A 15,804-nucleotide genomic window follows, 5' to 3' on the forward strand; every position below is an offset into this window, starting at 1 on the left:
CGGAGATCCCCTGACAACGCCCGACGGACGTGGGGCTACGTCAGATCCCCCGGCCCGGTGTTCGCCCCGCACAGCACGATCGCGGTCCGCTCCCCGGGCTCGGGTGCGTACGCGCAGGCCGTCGCCGCCGCGTGTTCGACGGCGAGGCGGTGCTCGTCCCACAGGCGCTGACGGCTCGCCACGATCGCCTCGTCCGGTACGAGCACGGAGCGCACGCCCTCCCTCCCGGCCACCTCCAACGCGTCCCGCGAGACCCTCGTCGCCCCGAGGGAGTCCGCCGCGACGGACGCCACGGGCACGTCCACCACTCGGCCCGCCTCCAGGGCGGCATGCAGGGCCCGGCAGTTCTCCGGCTCGACGGCCACCACCCGCACCCCCGCCTCCAGCGCCGCCGTCGCGACCCCCGCGAAGAGCCCGCCGCCGCCGACCGACACCACGATCGTGTCCACGCCTCCCGGAATCCCTCGCAGGATCTCCTCGGTCAGGGTCCCGGCCCCCGCCGCGATCAGCGGATGGTCGTACGCGTGGGAGGCCAGCGCCCCCGAACCCGCCGCGAACTCCTCGCAGGCGGCGCGGGCTTCGTCGTACCGCTGCCCGACGAGCCGTACCTCGGCGCCGTACGACCGCAGCCGGTCGACCTTGACCGTCGGGGCGTTCTCGGGAAGGAAGACGGTGGCCCGGATGCCCAGCTCACGGGCGGCCCAGCCGCAGGCAAGACCGGCGTTGCCGCCGGAGGCGATGGTGACGCCGGCGTCGGGGAGACTCTGGGACTCCCGGTGGGCGAGGAGGAAGTTCAGCGCGCCGCGCGCCTTGAAGCTGCCGGTGTACTGGAGGAATTCGAGGGCGAAGAAGCGGCCCTCGGCGGCCGGGGCCACGGTGACCGGCCGCACGCGCCCGGCGATCCGCTCGGCGGCGGCCTTGATCTCGCCGGGGTTCAGGGTGGGGGCACTGGGTGCGGACATGGGAACTCCTGGCAGGGACGCAGGCGACTGATACGCCGTACCGTACGGTGTATCCCATGCCGAGGCAATCACCTTCCCTGGACCGCGCGACCCCCGAACTCATCGCGGAGACCGCCCTGTCGATCGTCGACCGGGACGGCCCGCAGGCCCTCAGCTTCCGCACGCTCGCGGACCGCCTGGGCATCTCGCACGCGACCGTGCAGCGCCGCTGCACCGACCTCGCCGGACTGCTCGACCTCTGTACGGACCATCTGGCGGCCGGAATCCCGTCGGTCGCGCCGGGCACGGAGTGGGCGCGGGCCAGCGAGATCCGCTTCCGGGCGCTGTACGAACTCCTGGTGGCGCACCCCGGGCTGGTGGCGCTGCGCGGGGCGCGGCCGTGGCTGGGCCCGCAGTTGCTGGCGCGGCTCACGGAGCCGGAGCTGGCCGCGCACCTGGCGCGGGGGCTGTCGGCGGCGCAGGCGATGGCGACGTACCGCCGGATGTATCTGCTGACCCTGGGCTGTGCGACCTTCGTGGACCACCGGGCTCCGCAGGAGAACGCGGCCCGCACGAGGGCGGCGCTGGCCGCGCTGGACCCGGCGGAGTTTCCCGCGCTGACGGGGCACGTGGGCGAGATCCTGCCGGTGCTCACCGACCACGAGGTCTTCCGCACGGCGCTCCACCAACTCATCGAGGCGGCGAGCTGACCATCCCCCCGGGCACGGGCGCCCCTTCAGGGGCGCGGGGAACTGCGCGAGCAACCACGACGGATCTGCACGGAACCGTGCAATCGCCGCGCGGCGAGCGCTTTAGGGAAAGGGGCGGGTCCGGGGCCTCTCTGCCCGAGCCGGGCGGGGCCGCATGTCCGGTACGGGGGCGGGCCAGGGCTTCTTTGGACGCGCGTCCGGCGCAGGTGCTGGGCCAGTGGCGGCACCCGGGCTGGGCCGGGAGCGGGAGGGGCCGCCCCCTTGCCCGCCCGTCCCGCCCCCGGGGGGCGGCCCCGCCGCCCAAGGGGGCTGGGAGGAGGAGAGGGAGGGCGGCCCCGGCGCCAAGGGGGCTGGGGGAAGAGAGGGAGGGCGGCCCCGACGCCCAAGGGGGCTACGGGGAAGGGGCCCCGGTGTCCAAGAGGGCTGGAGGAGGGCGAGGCGGGCGTGAGCCCGCGTCGTCAAAGGGCCCTCAACCACCCCCACGGGCTCAGGAGTTGGGGGCCACCTTCGCGAGGCCGTTGATGATGCGGTCCATGGCGTCACCCCCCGTGGGATCGGTGAGGTTGGCCAGCATCTTCAGCGTGAAGCGCATGAGGACGGGGTGGGTCAGCCCCCGCTCCGTCGCCAGCTTCATGATCTTCGGGTTGCCGATGAGCTTCACGAAGGCGCGGCCCATCGTGTAGTAGCCGCCGTACGTGTCCTTCAGGACCTGGGGATAGCGGGCGAGCGCCATCTCGCGCTGAGCGGGGGTGGCCCGGGCGTGGGCCTGGACGATGACCTCGGAGGCGATCTGCCCGGACTCCATGGCGTACGCGATGCCTTCCCCGTTGAACGGGTTGACCATGCCGCCCGCGTCGCCGACGAGCAGCAGCCCCTTGGTGTAGTGGGGCTGGCGGTTGAAGGCCATGGGGAGGGCGGCGCCCCGGATGGGAGTGGTCATGTTCTCGGGGGTGTATCCCCACTCCTCGGGCATGGACGCGCACCATGCCTTGAGCACCTCGCGCCAGTCCAGCTCCTTGAAGGCCTTGCTGGAGTTAAGGATGCCGAGGCCGACGTTGGACGTGCCGTCGCCCATGCCGAAGATCCACCCGTAACCGGGGAGGAGACGGTCCTGCGGCCCGCGCCGGTCCCACAGCTCCAGCCAGGACTCCAGGTAGTCGTCGTCGTGGCGGGGCGAGGTGAAGTACGTCCGTACGGCGACGCCCATCGGGCGGTCCTCGCGCCGGTGCAGGCCCATCGCCAGGGACAGCCGGGTGGAGTTGCCGTCGGCGGCGACGACCAGCGGGGCGTGGAAGGTGACGGGCAGCTTCTCCTCGCCGAGCTTCGCCTCGACGCCGGTGATCCGCCCGGTGCGCTTGTCGAGGATCGGAGCGCCGACGTTGCACCGCTCGTACAGCCGGGCGCCCGCCTTCTGGGCCTGCCGGGCGAGCTGCTCGTCGAAGTCGTCCCGCTTGCGGACGAGTCCGTAGTCCGGGTACGAGGCCAGCTCGGGCCAGTCGAGCTGGAGCCGCTGACCGCCGCCGATGATCCGGAGCCCCTTGTTGCGCAGCCACCCGGCCTCTTCGGAGATGTCGATGCCCATCGACACGAGCTGCTTGGTGGCGCGGGGGGTGAGTCCGTCGCCGCAGACCTTCTCGCGCGGGAACGCGGTCTTTTCCAGGAGCAGCACGTCCAGGCCCGACTTGGCCAGGTAGTACGCGGTGGCGGAGCCGGCGGGTCCGGCCCCGACGACGATCACATCTGCGGTGTGTTCGGAGGGGGTCGAGGTCGCGGGCTCGGTCACGGCGGGGTCTCCCGTAAGACTCGATGTCGATGTTGTGCCTTGACGGCACACGGCTACGGGCAGTCTATGGGGGCGTACTCCTCCATCATCTGAAGGGCTGCCCTCATGACCCTCACGCCATCCGTGGCCTCCGAACTGTCCCGCCCCCTGCCGACCGTGCGCCTGCGGGTGCCGGTCGAGGAGGACGCGTACGCCTGGTACGACGCGTTCAAGAACCGGGAGGTCATGGAGTTCTTCGGCGGGAAGCCGAAGGGGGTCTCGGTGTACGAGGAGCTGACGGCCCGCCAGCGCAAGCACGACGCGGAACTGGGCTACTGCCTGTGGACGCTGCTGGACGAGGACGACCGGGTGATCGGCTTCACGGGCGCGCAGCCGTGGCCGCACACGCACTACGGGCCGGTCGGCGAGATCGAGATCGGCTGGCGGCTGGGCCGGGAGTTCTGGGGCCGGGGTTACGTCGCCGCCGCCGCGCAGGAGACCCTGGCGCGGGTGCGGGCGGCGGGGGTGCCGGAGGTGGTGGCGGTGGTGGACGCGCGCAACGCGAGGTCGATCGCGGTGGCGGAGAAGCTGGGGATGCGGGCGGCCGAGTCGTTCACGGTCCCGGCGGCGGGTGCGGAGCCGGAGCGGCGGGGCCGCTGCTTCCGCCTGTCGCTGTAGGACGCCGCTGCGGGCCGCCCCGGCCCCTTCGCACCGGGTGCGGCCGGTGGGGGGGCCGGGGACGGCCACGGGCAACTCAGCTGCCGGCCACGGCACACAGCAACGACGGACGACAGAACGACGGAACGACGCAACGACTAGAAGACCGAAAGCCCCGTCAACGACGTGAACCGGTCCAGCGCCGCTATGCCCGCCACCGAGTTCCCCTGCGGGTCGAGCCCCGGGCTCCACACGCACACCGTGCACACGCCGGGCACGACGGCGACGATCCCGCCGCCCACCCCGCTCTTGCCGGGCAGCCCGACCCGGTACGCGAACTCGCCCGCCGCGTCGTACGTCCCGCAGGTCATCATCACCGCGTTGATCTGCTTGGCGAGGCGGCGCGGCAGCAGTCGGCTGCCGTCGGCGCGCAGTCCGTGGCGGGCCAGGAAGCGGGTGGCGAGCGCGAGGTCGGCGCAGTTCATCTCGATCGAGCACTGCCAGAAGTAGTGGTCGAGGAGGGCCGGAATCGGGTTCGCGATGTTCCCGTACGAGGCCATGAAGTGGGCCAGCGCCGCGTTGCGGTCCCCGTTGTCGGACTCGGAGGCGGCGACCTCCGGGTCGAAGGTGACGTCGGGATTCCCGCTCTCCTGCCGTACGAACTCCAGCAGTTCACTGCTCGCGTCACCGGTGAGGGTCTGGAGCCGGTCGGTCACGACCAGCGCACCGGCGTTGATGAAGGGATTGCGCGGAATCCCGTTCTCGTACTCCAACTGCACGAGCGAGTTGAAGGGGTTGCCGGAGGGCTCCCGCCCGACCTTCTCCCACAGGCCGTCACCGCCCTGGGCGAGCGCGAGGGCCAGCGCGAAGACCTTGGTGATGGACTGGGTGGAGAACGGCTGCTGCCAGTCCCCCACCCCGTACACCTTGCCGTCGAGGTCGGCGACGGCCATGCCGAAGCGGTTCGGGTCGACGCAGGACAGGGCCGGGATGTACGCGGCGACCTGCCCCTGACCGACCTGCGGCCGGACGTCCGTCTCGATCTGCCGCAGGATGCCCCGGAAGTCGAAGTCGACGGGCTGCTCCAGCTCGGACTCGGGGCCGTACTCCGACTCCGTGGGGCCCTGTGCGGGGCGCATCAGACCCGTACGCCCCGGTGCAGCGCCACGACGCCGCCGGTCAGGTTGCGCCAGGCGACCTGCGACCAGCCGGCCTGCTGGAGCTTCGCGGCGAGCCCGGCCTGGTCGGGCCAGGCGCGGATGGACTCGGCGAGGTAGACGTACGCGTCCGGGTTGGAGGAGACGGCGCGCGCGACCGGCGGCAGCGCCCGCATCAGGTACTCGTTGTAGACGGTCCGGAACGGCGCCCAGGTCGGGTCGGAGAACTCGCAGATCACCACCCGGCCGCCCTTCTTCGTCACCCGGAACATCTCCTTGAGCGCGGCGTCGGTGTCGACGACGTTGCGCAGCCCGAAGGAGATGGTGACGGCGTCGAAGGACTCGTCCTGGAACGGCAGCCTGGTGGCGTCACCGGCGGTGAACGGCAGGTGCGCGTGCTTCCGCTTCCCCTCCCTCAGCATCCCGATCGAGAAGTCGCACGGCACGACGTACGCACCGGTGGCGGCGAAGGGGAGGGAGGAGGTGGCGGTACCAGCCGCGAGGTCGAGGACGCGCTTGCCGGGCCCGGGGTCGACGGCCCGGGTCACTTCCTTGCGCCAGGCGCGGTCCTGGCCCAGGGACAGGACGGTGTTGGTCAGGTCGTAGTTCGCCGCCACTCCGTCGAACATCGACGCGACTTCGTGCGGCTGCTTGTCCAGGGATGCTCGGGTCACGTGCCCATTGTGCCGGTAGGGGACGAAGGGGGCTCGGGCGGCACGGGGCTCGGGCGGCACGGGGCTCGGGCCGGGTCGGGCGACGCGGGGCTCCGGCGGCACTGTCAGACCCCACGGGTACAAAGGAATGCACGGACGCATCGAACGTCGGTGCGATCCGGGATGCCGACGGGGGCAGGGTCATGATCGAGGTGTCGTACGCGGAGGGCTGGGACCTGGCGGGGGTCCGGGCGGCCGGAGCACGGCTGTCGCGGGACGGGGCGCGGGCACGGGACGCCGCCGGGGACCCGTACGCGGTGATCTTCCGACTGCCGGGCCGCCGAGTACCGCTGGAGGTGCTGTACGTGTCCTGGCGCGAGCACTACCTCGGCTCGTGGGCGTACGACGAGCAGGGCCGCCGCGTGGCGGAGACGGACCTGCGGCTGCTGGACGACCCGGGGCGGCTGCTGCGGAGGTACGGGCAGAGCTGGGAGTACGGGGACGAGGAGGCCGCCGAGTTCGCGGCGCGCCTGCACCACGTACGGGAGATCACCCCGGACGGGCAGGCGGTCTGGATACGCAACGGGGACGGGGGCAGCCTCCACACCCTCCCGGACGTCCCCGAGGAGGAACGCTGGGAGCCGCGACCGGAGTTCGGGGCGTGGCCGCTGTTCGGGCCGGAGCGGGAGGGGCTCGGTCCGCTCGCCTTCCGGACCGTGGAGGAGCCCGAGGCACGGGAGCCCGAGGCACAGGGGCCCGAGGCGCAGGCCGCCGGGCGCGTCGAGCTGTGGACGGCGCCGCAGCCGCTGCGCCCCGGCGCCCTGGACGCGCTCTTCGCGCCCGGAACCCCTCTGACGGCTCCCGGGCACGAGCCGCTGACCGCTGTGGACGTGCGCCCCGTCGGCACGCTGCACCTGCCCAGCGGGCGTCTCGTCGTGGACTGCCCCGCGTCCGGCGGCCAACCGCCCCGGGAACTGACCGTGCGGGTGCCGCCCGGCACCCACCCCGTCGACAGTGCGCGGGCGCGCTTCGCGTACGACTTCATGGGCGAGCACGTGGTGGCGGAGGAGGTGACCGCCTACCGGCTGCGGGTCGGCGAGGGGCCGGTGGTGAGCTGGGAGATGGGACTGGCGCCCGGGGAGGACCTGCGGATGGTGCGGGAGGGCGAGGGGTACGGGTTCGGGACCGACACGGCGTCGGGCAGCTTCGCGGACGCGGCCGCGTGGCCGGTGCTGGCCCCGCGGTTCCGGGAGGCGGCGGGCGGGGAGCCGCCGGAGGCGGTGCGTCAGGGCGACGGTTGCCTGCTCGCCGTCGACCCGGCCACCGGGGGCGGCCTGCTGTACTTCCTGACCGGCGGCGACGGCGGGTACACGGTGTGGCTGGGCCGGGACGCGGCGGGCGAGCCGGTGTCCGTGGTGGTGAAGCCGTACGTGCTGCCGGAGCTGACGGTGGCCCGCCCGAAGAAGCCCCGAAGGGCACGCGCGACAGGCTAGGCCCGGCGGAACACCATGCGCCCGGCGATGACCGTGACCAGGCAGACGCCCTCCGGTTCCGCGTAGACGGCGAAGTCGGCGGCGGAGGAGGGGGTCAGCGGGTGGGGGCGCGGGGCGTGCAGGACACGTACCGGGGAACGCTCGACCGCGACCCGTACCGCGGGATGGGTGAACGGGCCCGCGACGGCGGTCGTGCCGTGCGCCAGCAGCCGCTGCACGCCGCGCCGGGCGCTGTGGCCCCAGCGGGTGTCGCTCAGGTCCAGGTCGCGCAGGGCGTGCCCGGACAGGGGCTCGGTGCCGAGGGTGTCGGCCTCGCGGGGGTCGGGCCAGTAGTGGGCCTGGAGGAGGGAGACGGCGTCGGGCTCGAAGCGGCCGGGGGTGAGATGGCCGTCCCACTCCCTGGTCCGGGCCCCGGGCCCGGCCTGAGCAACCAGCTCCTCGTACGTACCCACGTCCCGGATGCGGTCGCCGTCCACGACGACCGCATCTCCGCTCACTCCATCGGCTTCCCGGATGCTGCGCACCCGGTGAATCGTCAGCACCGGCGCGTCAGTTGGAGGCGAGGAGCTTCAGCTCGGGGTGGGCCGTGCCGCCCTCGATGGCCGTGGAGGAGAGGTGCGAGACGACGTGGTCGTCGACCGGGTCGTTCGCCGGGTCGGTGTGCACGACCAGGTGCTCGTACGTCGTCGCGCGCTGCGCCGGGACCCGCCCCGCCTTGCGGATGAGGTCGATGATCTCCATCCGGTTGGAGCGGTGCTTGGCCCCCGCCGACGAGACGACGTTCTCCTCCAGCATGATCGAGCCGAGGTCGTCGGCGCCGTAGTGCAGGGAGAGCTGGCCGACCTCCTTGCCGGTGGTCAGCCAGGAGCCCTGGATGTGCGCGACGTTGTCGAGGAAGATCCGCGCGATCGCGATCATCCGCAGGTACTCGAACAGAGTGGCCTGCGTCCGCCCCTTCAGCGCGTTGTTCTGCGGCTGGTAGGTGTACGGGATGAAGGCGCGGAAGCCCCCGGTCCGGTCCTGTACGTCGCGGATCATGCGCAGGTGCTCGATGCGCTCGGCGTTCGTCTCACCCGTGCCCATGAGCATGGTGGACGTCGACTCGACGCCGAGGCCGTGCGCCTCCTCCATGATCTCCAACCACCGCTCACCGGACTCCTTGAGCGGAGCGATGGCCTTGCGCGGCCGGGCGGGGAGCAGCTCGGCACCCGCGCCCGCGAAGGAGTCGAGCCCGGCGGCGTGAATCCGCTGGATCGCTTCCTTGGTGCTGACCTTGCTGATCCGCGCCATGTGCTCGATCTCGGAGGCGCCGAGGGAGTGGATGACGAGCTGCGGGTACGCCTTCTTGATCGCGGCGAAGTGCTCTTCGTAGTACTCGACGCCGTAGTCGGGGTGGTGGCCGCCCTGGAACATGATCTGGGTGCCGCCCAGTTCGACGGTCTCCGCGCAGCGGCGCAGGATGTCGTCGAGGTCCCGGGTCCAGACGTTCTCGCTCTTCGGCGCGGCGAAGAAGGCGCAGAACTTGCACGCGGTGACGCACGAGTTCGTGTAGTTGATGTTGCGCTCGATGATGTACGTCGCGATGTGCTCGGTGCCGGCGTAGCGGCGGCGGCGCACGGCGTCGGCAGCCTGGCCCAGCGCGTGCAGGGGCGCGTCCCGGTACAGGTCGAGGGCTTCCTCGGGGGTGATGCGGCCACCCTCGGCGGCACGGTCAAGGACAGACTGGAGGTCGGCCTTCTCGGTCACCGGGGCGGTTCCTTCCCAGAGGGGGTGCGGGGGTCGTACGTCAAGACCGATCCAGCGTACGCCAGGGGCCTGGCCTCCCCGGGGCGGGCCCGCTGCGTCGGGGCCCGCGGGGGACCACACCCATCTGCGGCTCCACCGCGCGGGCGCCCCTTTAGGGGCGCGGGGCTGTACCCATCTGCGGCTGCCGTACGCTCCCCGGACACACCAGCTGCCCCAGGAGCCGGCCCCATGTCCTCGCATCGCGCCACCGCGCCCGCCCTCCCCCTCGCGGGCGGGACCATACGTGACGCACCGCCCCTGTATGCCGACGTCCGGCTCCTCTCCGGCCGGTACGGCGTGGACTACACCGACGACGAAGCGGTACGGAGTCTCCTCGCCCGGCACGAGGAGGACGTTCGGCGGCTCCGGCACAGTCCCCGGGCATGGGTCGGCGGCATCGCGCTGCTGGTCGCGGTCTGTCTGCCGTTCGCGACGCTGTGGTCCCTCGGCGTCCCCGCCTCGGGGTGGAGCCCGCGCACCCTGGCCGTGCACATCGTCCCGGGGCTCGTCCTCCTCGCCCTCGGCGTGGTCCTCACCGTCCAGTCGCACCGCAGGGCGGTCCGCCGCCTGGACCATCCCGAACTGGTCGGCTACCGGCGGGTGTTGGCGACCGCGACGGCCCACGGGCTGCTGATTCCCGCCGCCCCGGCGTGGCTGGTGGGCCGGGACTCCACCACCGGGAAGGAGACCCGCCCGCTGCCGGTCCTCCCCCGCACGGCCGTTCCGGTGGCCGGCGCGCCCGTCCCTCCCGTACCGCAGAAGCCGTACGACGTCAGCCGGTACGAGTCGCTCGGGCAGCAGGGCGGCTGGCACGACGAGGTGGGCTTCGGGCTGGTGATCGCGGCCGGGATCGCGGGCTACTGGGCCTACGAGGAGCACGAACCCGCCGGTTACGCCCTCGCGACGGTCCTCGTGCTGCTGGGCGTGTGGGCCTGGGTGGCGGGCCACCGACAGGGCAACCGGCACCGGGCACTGCGTGAGGCGGCGCGGTCGTACGTGGCGGAGGTGGCGGCGGCACAGCGGGCGGGGGCGCAGGTGCCGGAGCTGTCCCCCGAGCTGCGGAAGCTGATCGACTGAGGGGGGCGGCTGGGGCGGCCGGGGGACGGCCGGGGGGACGAGTTCCCTTCCTCACATCACTTCCCCTGGCACTGCCGTTGCCCCATCCTCCTCAAAGCGGCACAGCCGTATCCGCCCATCGCCCCCGCCCGGACCGCACGACACCTCGGAGTGACACGTGAACCGCCGTTCGATATCCGCCGTCGCCGCGTCCGTCGTGGCCGCCGCCGTACTGCTGAGCGCGTGCGGGGGTGGGGGCGGGGAGAAGGGCGACAGCAAGAAGGCGGACGCGCCGCCCGCGAAGGGGTCGGCGAAGGGTTCCCCGGCCCCCGCTGCGCCCGCGTCCGGGCCGAAGCGGCCCGAGATCGGGCTGAGTGGCGAGCACCGGGTGACGTTCGACTTCGTACGGCCCGAGGACCCCCGGCAGGGTGCCGCCCTCGCCGACACCTCGCGGTTCGTCCAGGCGATCTGGCACGGCGTCGAGGCACAGGATGCCAACGACCCGGCGTACCGCTTCTACTCGCGTGCGGGCGCGACCGCCTTCGGCAAGGGCCGGATCGAACAGGAGCTCAAGGGCGGCTGGGTCACCTCCGGGACGAACCGCTACTACAACGCCACCACCGCCCCCGGCCAGGACGCGCAGTCCGTCCGGGTCACCTTCTGCCACGACCGGTCGAAGTCCGTCAGCAAGGTGAAGAAGACCGGCAAGCTCCGCCCGGCCCCGCAGGCGAACGCGGACAACTTCGCGCTGTACACCGTCCTCCTGCGCCCCTCCCCCGCCCTGCCGCAGGGCTGGGTGGCCCAGCAGGTCGAGGTGAAGGAACGGGCGACGGCGGAGTGCCGTACGACTAAGCCCGCGAAGCTCCCGAAGGCCAAGAACACGAAGAAGCCGTCCGCCGGGCAGAACAAGCACACACCGCCGAAGAAATCCGGCAGCGGAAGCAGCGGCAGCAAGTCCAAGCCCAGCAAGCCCAAGACCCGGCACTGAGCGCAGCCCTACTGCTTCCTCAGCGTCCCGTACGGCTTCCCCTGCTGCGCGGACGGCGACGTGTACTGGAGCGTGCCGTCCGGGTTGCGGGTGAGGACCAGTTGGCTGGACTCGCCGGAACACAGCAGCGGGGTGGAGGGGCGCGCCGGGTCGGTGCGGTCGACCACGACGACCTTGTCCGCCGTCGCCGACTCCAGCTTGCCGATGCCGAAGCACTGGACGCCCATGAGGTCGTACGAGGACTTCAGCACGTCCTTGCCCGTGGAGCCCCGGGTGATCACGAGGGTGATCGTGCCGTGCGGCTGGTTGGTGGTGGCCTCGGTGAGGCTGCCGGTCCAGGTGCCGAGGAAGCTGTCGGGCACCCCGCCGCCCGGCACCTGGGGCGCCGAGGAGTGCGCCCCGGGCGGCTGGGCGCTGCCGCTACCCGAGTCGCCGGTCTTGTCGCGGTCGCCCAGCAGCCCCGGCAGGAAGGCGATGCCCAGCGTCACCGCGGCCAGTGCCCCGGCGACCGCGAGCACCAGCGTGCAGCTGCGCCGCCTGCCCCGCCCGTCCGGCGCACCCGGCGCCGAGGTCTCGGTGGCGACGGACACCGAGAGCCCGGGCCGCTGCGCCGGAACCACGGGCTTCTTCGCGGGCGGGCCGGGCACCCCGCTGTTGTTCCCGTACGACACGGGCGGCGGCCCGAACTCCCCCAGCACCGGCGCCCCGCCGCCTCCGCCCGCGCCCCCACTCACCGCCCCGTGCGTGAACGGCACCGGCCCCGATGCCGCCTCCAGCTCCAGCAGCCGCACCGCACTGCGCCCCGCCTCGACGACCAGCTCCCCCGGCAGCCACCCCACCGCCACCGCCGCTGCCGCCCCGCCGGGAAGGAGCCGTGCGCCGATCTCCTGCGGGGCGGGCCGGTCGCCGGCGCTCTTGGCGAGGCAGGCCAGCACCAGGTCCCGCACCTGCCCGTCCAGCCCGTCCAGTTCGGGTTCCTCGTGCACGACCTTGTAGAGGAGCGAGGCCGCCGAGTCGCCGGGGAAGGGGGACACCCCGGTCGCCGCGAAGGCCAGCACCGCCCCGAGCGAGAAGACGTCGGCGGCCGGGGTCACGCCCTTCCCGAGGATCTGTTCCGGCGACATGTAGCCGGGGGACCCGACCGAGACCCCCGTCGACGTCAGTGACGCGGTCGCGTCCGTGGCCCGCGCGATCCCGAAGTCGATCAGCCGGGGCCCGTCCAGGGTGAGCAGCACGTTGGACGGCTTCACGTCCCGGTGGACGAGGCCGAGACCGTGCACCGCCGTCAGCGCCTCCGCGAGGCCCGCGCCCAGGACCCGTACCGAGGAATCCGGCAGCGGACCGTGCGCGGCGACCGCCTGCGTCAACGAGGGGCCCGCCACGTAACCCGTGGCCACCCACGGCACCGGAGCCTCCGCGTCCGCGTCCAGGACCGGCGCGGTCCACGCCCCGCCGACCCGGCGCGCGGCCTCCACCTCGCGCCGGAAGCGGGCCCTGAACTCCTCGTCCTGCGCGAAGTGCGGGTGCACGATCTTGACCGCGACGGTGCGGCCCCCGGCGTTGCGCCCGAGGTAGACCCGGCCCATGCCGCCGGACCCCAGTCGCCCGAGCAGTCGGTAGGCACCGATATTCTGCGGTTCGCCCGCTTCCAGCGGCTGCATGGTGATGTTCTCCCCCGAGACCTCGTGAACCCGCCGTGAACCCTGCCCCCACAGTAGGGCGACGTGTGCGGGATCACTGGGACACATCGGACAGCGGGCGAACCGATGTCCGCCGGAACGCATCTCCTTGTACGGAAACCGCACGGAACATGCACACCGCGTGTCCACCGTCCGTACGGAGACCCCCGTACGGAGACACTCGTACGGAGAGACCTGTACGGCGACCCCCGTACGGGGACGGGCCGCCCGCACCGGCCCCCGCCCGCACGTCCTCGCCCCCACCCGCCCGGAGCCCCCGCATGAATCGCCTGTCGAGCACGTCGCGCCGCCTGTCGAGCACGCCGTCCCGTCGCCTGATAGCCGCAGCGCTGCTCGGGTCCGTCCTGACCCTCTCGGTGTCCGGCTGCTCGGACGAGGGCACGCCGTACGACTTCAACGCGGCCGAGGACAACGGCGGCTCGATCCAGCGCAGTGACCTCCAGCAGGCGGCGTCCAAGGGCGGCGCCGACACCCTGCTGCCGCGCGGCCCGCGCTCCGACTTCTCCGTCTTCCGCACCCTGGACGACGGCACGAAGGTGGCCCAGACGACCCTGACCGGGACGAAGTCCGGGTTCACCGGCAAGGTGTGGGTGTGGGCCCCGAAGCAGTACTTCGACCCGAAGTACGCGGAGAGCGGCTTCCCGGTGCTGATCGCGCTTCCCGGTTCGTACGGCTACGACAACAATTACTGGTCGCTGGAGAAGAAGCACTTCCTGGAGACGGTCGCCGACATGTCCCAGCGGGGGCAGAGCCTGCCGTTCATCGTCGTGATGCCCGTGCAGAATCCGGAGAAGAAGTACTACGACGGCAGCGACATTCCGGGGCGGCCGAAAATGGGCACCTGGATCACGCAGGACGTCCCCGATTTCGTCAAGGCGAATTTCCGCACATTCCGCTCGCGGGACGGCTGGGCGTTCATGGGGTCGTCGTCCGGCGGATTCATCGCGCTGAAGTCGGTGCTGAAGTACCCGGAGCGGTTCAAGGCGGCGATCTCCTCGGGCCCGGACATCGTGCCGGACTCCCCGATGTGGAAGGGCCACCCGCAGGAGAAGCTGGCGAACAATCCCCGGCAGCTGGCCGCCGACCTGATCAAGCGCCCGGACGCCCCGAAGGTCTACCTGGCGTTCCAGGTCGGCTCCAAGGAGAAGCTGATTCCGCGCGTGGAGCGCTTCATGCACGACTACGGCAAGGGCCCGATCAAGACCCGCCTCCAGGTGGTCCCGGACGGCGTCCACAATCCGGCGACGTACATCAAGGGCATGGAGTCGGGCAGCCTCGGCTGGCTGAGCTCGCACCTGAAGGCGCCCGTCCCCACCCCGTGAACCCCTGCCGGGGGGGTCACTCCCCCAGCAGGGTCACGTGTACGTCCGTCGGGTACCCGGTGGTCTCCCCGGTGCGGCGCGCGAATTCGCGGACGCCCGCGATCTGCTCGGCGCCGAAGCGGAAGTCGAGCGTGGTGAAGTACGTCTCCAGCAGCGCGGCGTCGAAGTCCTCCCAGCGGGCGGCCTGTTCGGCGACCTGGTCGACCTCGGCGAGGGAGAGGTCGCGGGAGGCGAGGAAGGCCTCGTGCGACTTCTGCACGTGGTACGGCTCGCGGGCCAGGTAGTCCTTGCGGGCGGCCCACACGGCGAAGACGAACGGCAGCCCCGTCCACTCCTTCCACATCTGCCCCAGGTCGTGGACCTGGAGTCCGAGCCGGGGCGCGTCGTGCAGGGACGCCCGCAGCGCGGCGTCGCCGATCAGCACGGCGGCGTCCGCCTCGCGCATCATCAGGCCCAGGTCCGGCGGGCAGGTGTAGTAGTCGGGCTCGACCCCGTACTGCTCGGCGAGGAGCAGCTGGGCCAGGCGCACGGAGGTGCGCGAGGTCGATCCGAGGGCGACCCGCGCCTTGTCCAGCTCGGCCAGCGGCACCTTGGAGACGATCACGCAGGACATGACGGGCCCGTCGCAGCCCACCGCGAGGTCGGGGAAGGCCACCAGGTCGTCGGCGTTCTTCAGGAACTCCACGAGGGTGACGGGACCGATGTCGAGGTCACCGCGGATGAGCTGTTCGCTGAGCCGCTCGGGGGTGTCCTTGGTCAGCTCGAAGTCCAGCAGGCTCCCGGTGCGCGCGAGGCCCCAGTAGAGGGGTACGCAGTTCAGGAACTGGATGTGGCCGACGCGGGGCCGGGTGCGGTTCGGCGTCAGCTCGCCAGCGGTTGAATTGTCCACATCGCGAGGCTAGACCCGCGGCGTCCACCGGGCCCCTCCGGGGGGTCCGGGCGCGCCCCGCGGGGCCTCTCGCGGTGCCTTCGGGCGCGCTGCGGACAGCCCCTCGCGTCTCGTCCGGGCGCGCTCCGGACGGCCTCTCACGGCCCGTCCGGCGTCAGCCGACACGCCCGTGTCAAACATCCGAGTGACGTGATCTTTCCCTCTACCGCTTGCCCAAAGGTGCGTGCTAGGCTCGCCCGCAAGTTGCAGTTTGGTTTCCCTTGCAGTACAGAGCCTGCGGACATGTAACCCGCAGGCTTTTGTTTTCAGACTTCCTTGCAGGTTCTGGAGCAGGGCAACCCTTTGGCCCATGGGAGGGCTTATGGCTACCGGAACCGTCAAGTGGTTCAACGCTGAAAAGGGCTTCGGCTTCATCGCCCAGGACGGCGGCGGCCCGGATGTCTTCGTCCACTACTCCGCGATCAACGCGTCTGGTTTCCGCTCGCTTGAGGAGAACCAGGTCGTGAACTTCGACGTCACGCAGGGCCCGAAGGGCCCGCAGGCGGAGAACGTCTCCCCCGCCTAAGTCTTCGGACTCCAGGACTGGGAAACGACCGATCGCGGTCGTTGAACGCAGTACCCAAGGAGCCCCGTTCCGAGTAATCGGAACGGGGCTCCTGCCTTTGCCCGCGCTGTGTACGTTTTCACCGGA

At 71.9% G+C, this 15,804-nt stretch carries 15 protein-coding genes; 7 read left to right on the forward strand and 8 right to left on the reverse strand.

What is annotated here, in order from left to right:
* Positions 1–35: 35 nt before the first annotated feature.
* Positions 36–962, reverse strand: a complete 927-nt coding sequence (locus ACIO3O_RS32515) for a threonine/serine dehydratase (RefSeq protein WP_401752156.1) — start codon at positions 960–962, stop codon at positions 36–38.
* Between the two features lie 56 nt (positions 963–1,018).
* Between ACIO3O_RS32515 and ACIO3O_RS32520 the strand changes: the two genes are divergently transcribed.
* Entirely contained in the window at positions 1,019–1,651 is a 633-nt protein-coding gene (locus ACIO3O_RS32520) for a TetR/AcrR family transcriptional regulator (protein WP_401752158.1), read from the forward strand.
* A gap of 487 nt (positions 1,652–2,138) precedes the next feature.
* On the opposite strand, the gene ACIO3O_RS32525 is transcribed toward ACIO3O_RS32520, so the two are convergent.
* Positions 2,139–3,434 carry a geranylgeranyl reductase family protein gene (locus tag ACIO3O_RS32525; RefSeq protein WP_401752160.1) on the reverse strand — a complete coding sequence of 432 codons (1,296 nt, stop codon included), beginning with the start codon at positions 3,432–3,434 and terminating at the stop codon, positions 2,139–2,141.
* 105 nt (positions 3,435–3,539) lie between these two features.
* Here ACIO3O_RS32525 and ACIO3O_RS32530 point away from each other — a divergent pair, with 105 nt between their 5' ends.
* Positions 3,540–4,091 carry a GNAT family N-acetyltransferase gene (locus ACIO3O_RS32530; RefSeq protein WP_401752162.1) on the forward strand — a complete coding sequence of 184 codons (552 nt, stop codon included), beginning with the start codon at positions 3,540–3,542 and terminating at the stop codon, positions 4,089–4,091.
* 137 nt (positions 4,092–4,228) lie between these two features.
* On the opposite strand, the gene ACIO3O_RS32535 is transcribed toward ACIO3O_RS32530, so the two are convergent.
* Both ACIO3O_RS32535 and ACIO3O_RS32540 read right to left on the reverse strand, forming a co-directional pair.
* On the reverse strand, positions 4,229–5,209 hold the full coding sequence (locus ACIO3O_RS32535; protein ID WP_401752163.1) for a glutaminase: 981 nt from the start codon (positions 5,207–5,209) through the stop codon (positions 4,229–4,231).
* The gene (locus ACIO3O_RS32540) at positions 5,209–5,901 is read right to left on the reverse strand and encodes a demethylmenaquinone methyltransferase (RefSeq protein ID WP_401752165.1); all 693 of its coding nucleotides are present in this window, start codon (positions 5,899–5,901) and stop codon (positions 5,209–5,211) included. The genes ACIO3O_RS32535 and ACIO3O_RS32540 overlap by 1 nt, the downstream gene beginning before the upstream one ends.
* Positions 5,902–6,083: 182 nt before the next feature.
* On the opposite strand from ACIO3O_RS32540, the gene ACIO3O_RS32545 reads away from it, so the two are divergent.
* Complete coding sequence (locus ACIO3O_RS32545; protein ID WP_401752167.1) at positions 6,084–7,373, forward strand: DUF4241 domain-containing protein; 1,290 nt, start codon at positions 6,084–6,086, stop codon at positions 7,371–7,373.
* On the opposite strand, the gene ACIO3O_RS32550 is transcribed toward ACIO3O_RS32545, so the two are convergent.
* Both ACIO3O_RS32550 and mqnC read right to left on the reverse strand, forming a co-directional pair.
* On the reverse strand, positions 7,370–7,915 hold the full coding sequence (locus ACIO3O_RS32550) for an imidazolonepropionase-like domain-containing protein (RefSeq protein WP_401752169.1): 546 nt from the start codon (positions 7,913–7,915) through the stop codon (positions 7,370–7,372). The two genes, ACIO3O_RS32545 and ACIO3O_RS32550, sit on opposite strands and share 4 nt — an antisense overlap.
* A 7-nt stretch (positions 7,916–7,922) precedes the next feature.
* Entirely contained in the window at positions 7,923–9,119 is a 1,197-nt protein-coding gene (gene mqnC, locus ACIO3O_RS32555; protein ID WP_401752171.1) for a cyclic dehypoxanthinyl futalosine synthase, read from the reverse strand.
* A gap of 228 nt (positions 9,120–9,347) precedes the next feature.
* On the opposite strand from mqnC, the gene ACIO3O_RS32560 reads away from it, so the two are divergent.
* Both ACIO3O_RS32560 and ACIO3O_RS32565 read left to right on the forward strand, forming a co-directional pair.
* Positions 9,348–10,235, forward strand: coding sequence for a hypothetical protein (locus ACIO3O_RS32560; protein WP_401752173.1), 888 nt, complete (start codon positions 9,348–9,350; stop codon positions 10,233–10,235).
* 157 nt (positions 10,236–10,392) lie between these two features.
* A complete protein-coding gene (locus tag ACIO3O_RS32565; protein WP_401752175.1) occupies positions 10,393–11,202 on the forward strand; it encodes a hypothetical protein in 810 nt (269 codons plus the stop codon).
* 8 nt (positions 11,203–11,210) lie between these two features.
* Here the strand turns inward: ACIO3O_RS32565 and ACIO3O_RS32570 are convergent, their stop codons facing one another.
* Entirely contained in the window at positions 11,211–12,863 is a 1,653-nt protein-coding gene (locus tag ACIO3O_RS32570) for a serine/threonine-protein kinase (protein WP_401752176.1), read from the reverse strand.
* Between the two features lie 299 nt (positions 12,864–13,162).
* On the opposite strand from ACIO3O_RS32570, the gene ACIO3O_RS32575 reads away from it, so the two are divergent.
* On the forward strand, positions 13,163–14,224 hold the full coding sequence (locus ACIO3O_RS32575; protein WP_401752178.1) for an alpha/beta hydrolase: 1,062 nt from the start codon (positions 13,163–13,165) through the stop codon (positions 14,222–14,224).
* 16 nt (positions 14,225–14,240) lie between these two features.
* Here ACIO3O_RS32575 and ACIO3O_RS32580 read toward each other — a convergent pair whose 3' ends face one another.
* Positions 14,241–15,113: a menaquinone biosynthetic enzyme MqnA/MqnD family protein gene (locus ACIO3O_RS32580; protein ID WP_401752179.1), complete on the reverse strand. Its 873-nt coding sequence runs from the start codon at positions 15,111–15,113 to the stop codon at positions 14,241–14,243.
* A 361-nt stretch (positions 15,114–15,474) separates the two neighbouring features.
* On the opposite strand from ACIO3O_RS32580, the gene ACIO3O_RS32585 reads away from it, so the two are divergent.
* Entirely contained in the window at positions 15,475–15,678 is a 204-nt protein-coding gene (locus tag ACIO3O_RS32585) for a cold-shock protein (protein ID WP_037693088.1), read from the forward strand.
* Positions 15,679–15,804: the final 126 nt, after the last annotated feature.

It is taken from the genome of Streptomyces sp. NPDC087440, from assembly GCF_044744005.1.
Classification (GTDB): domain Bacteria; phylum Actinomycetota; class Actinomycetes; order Streptomycetales; family Streptomycetaceae; genus Streptomyces.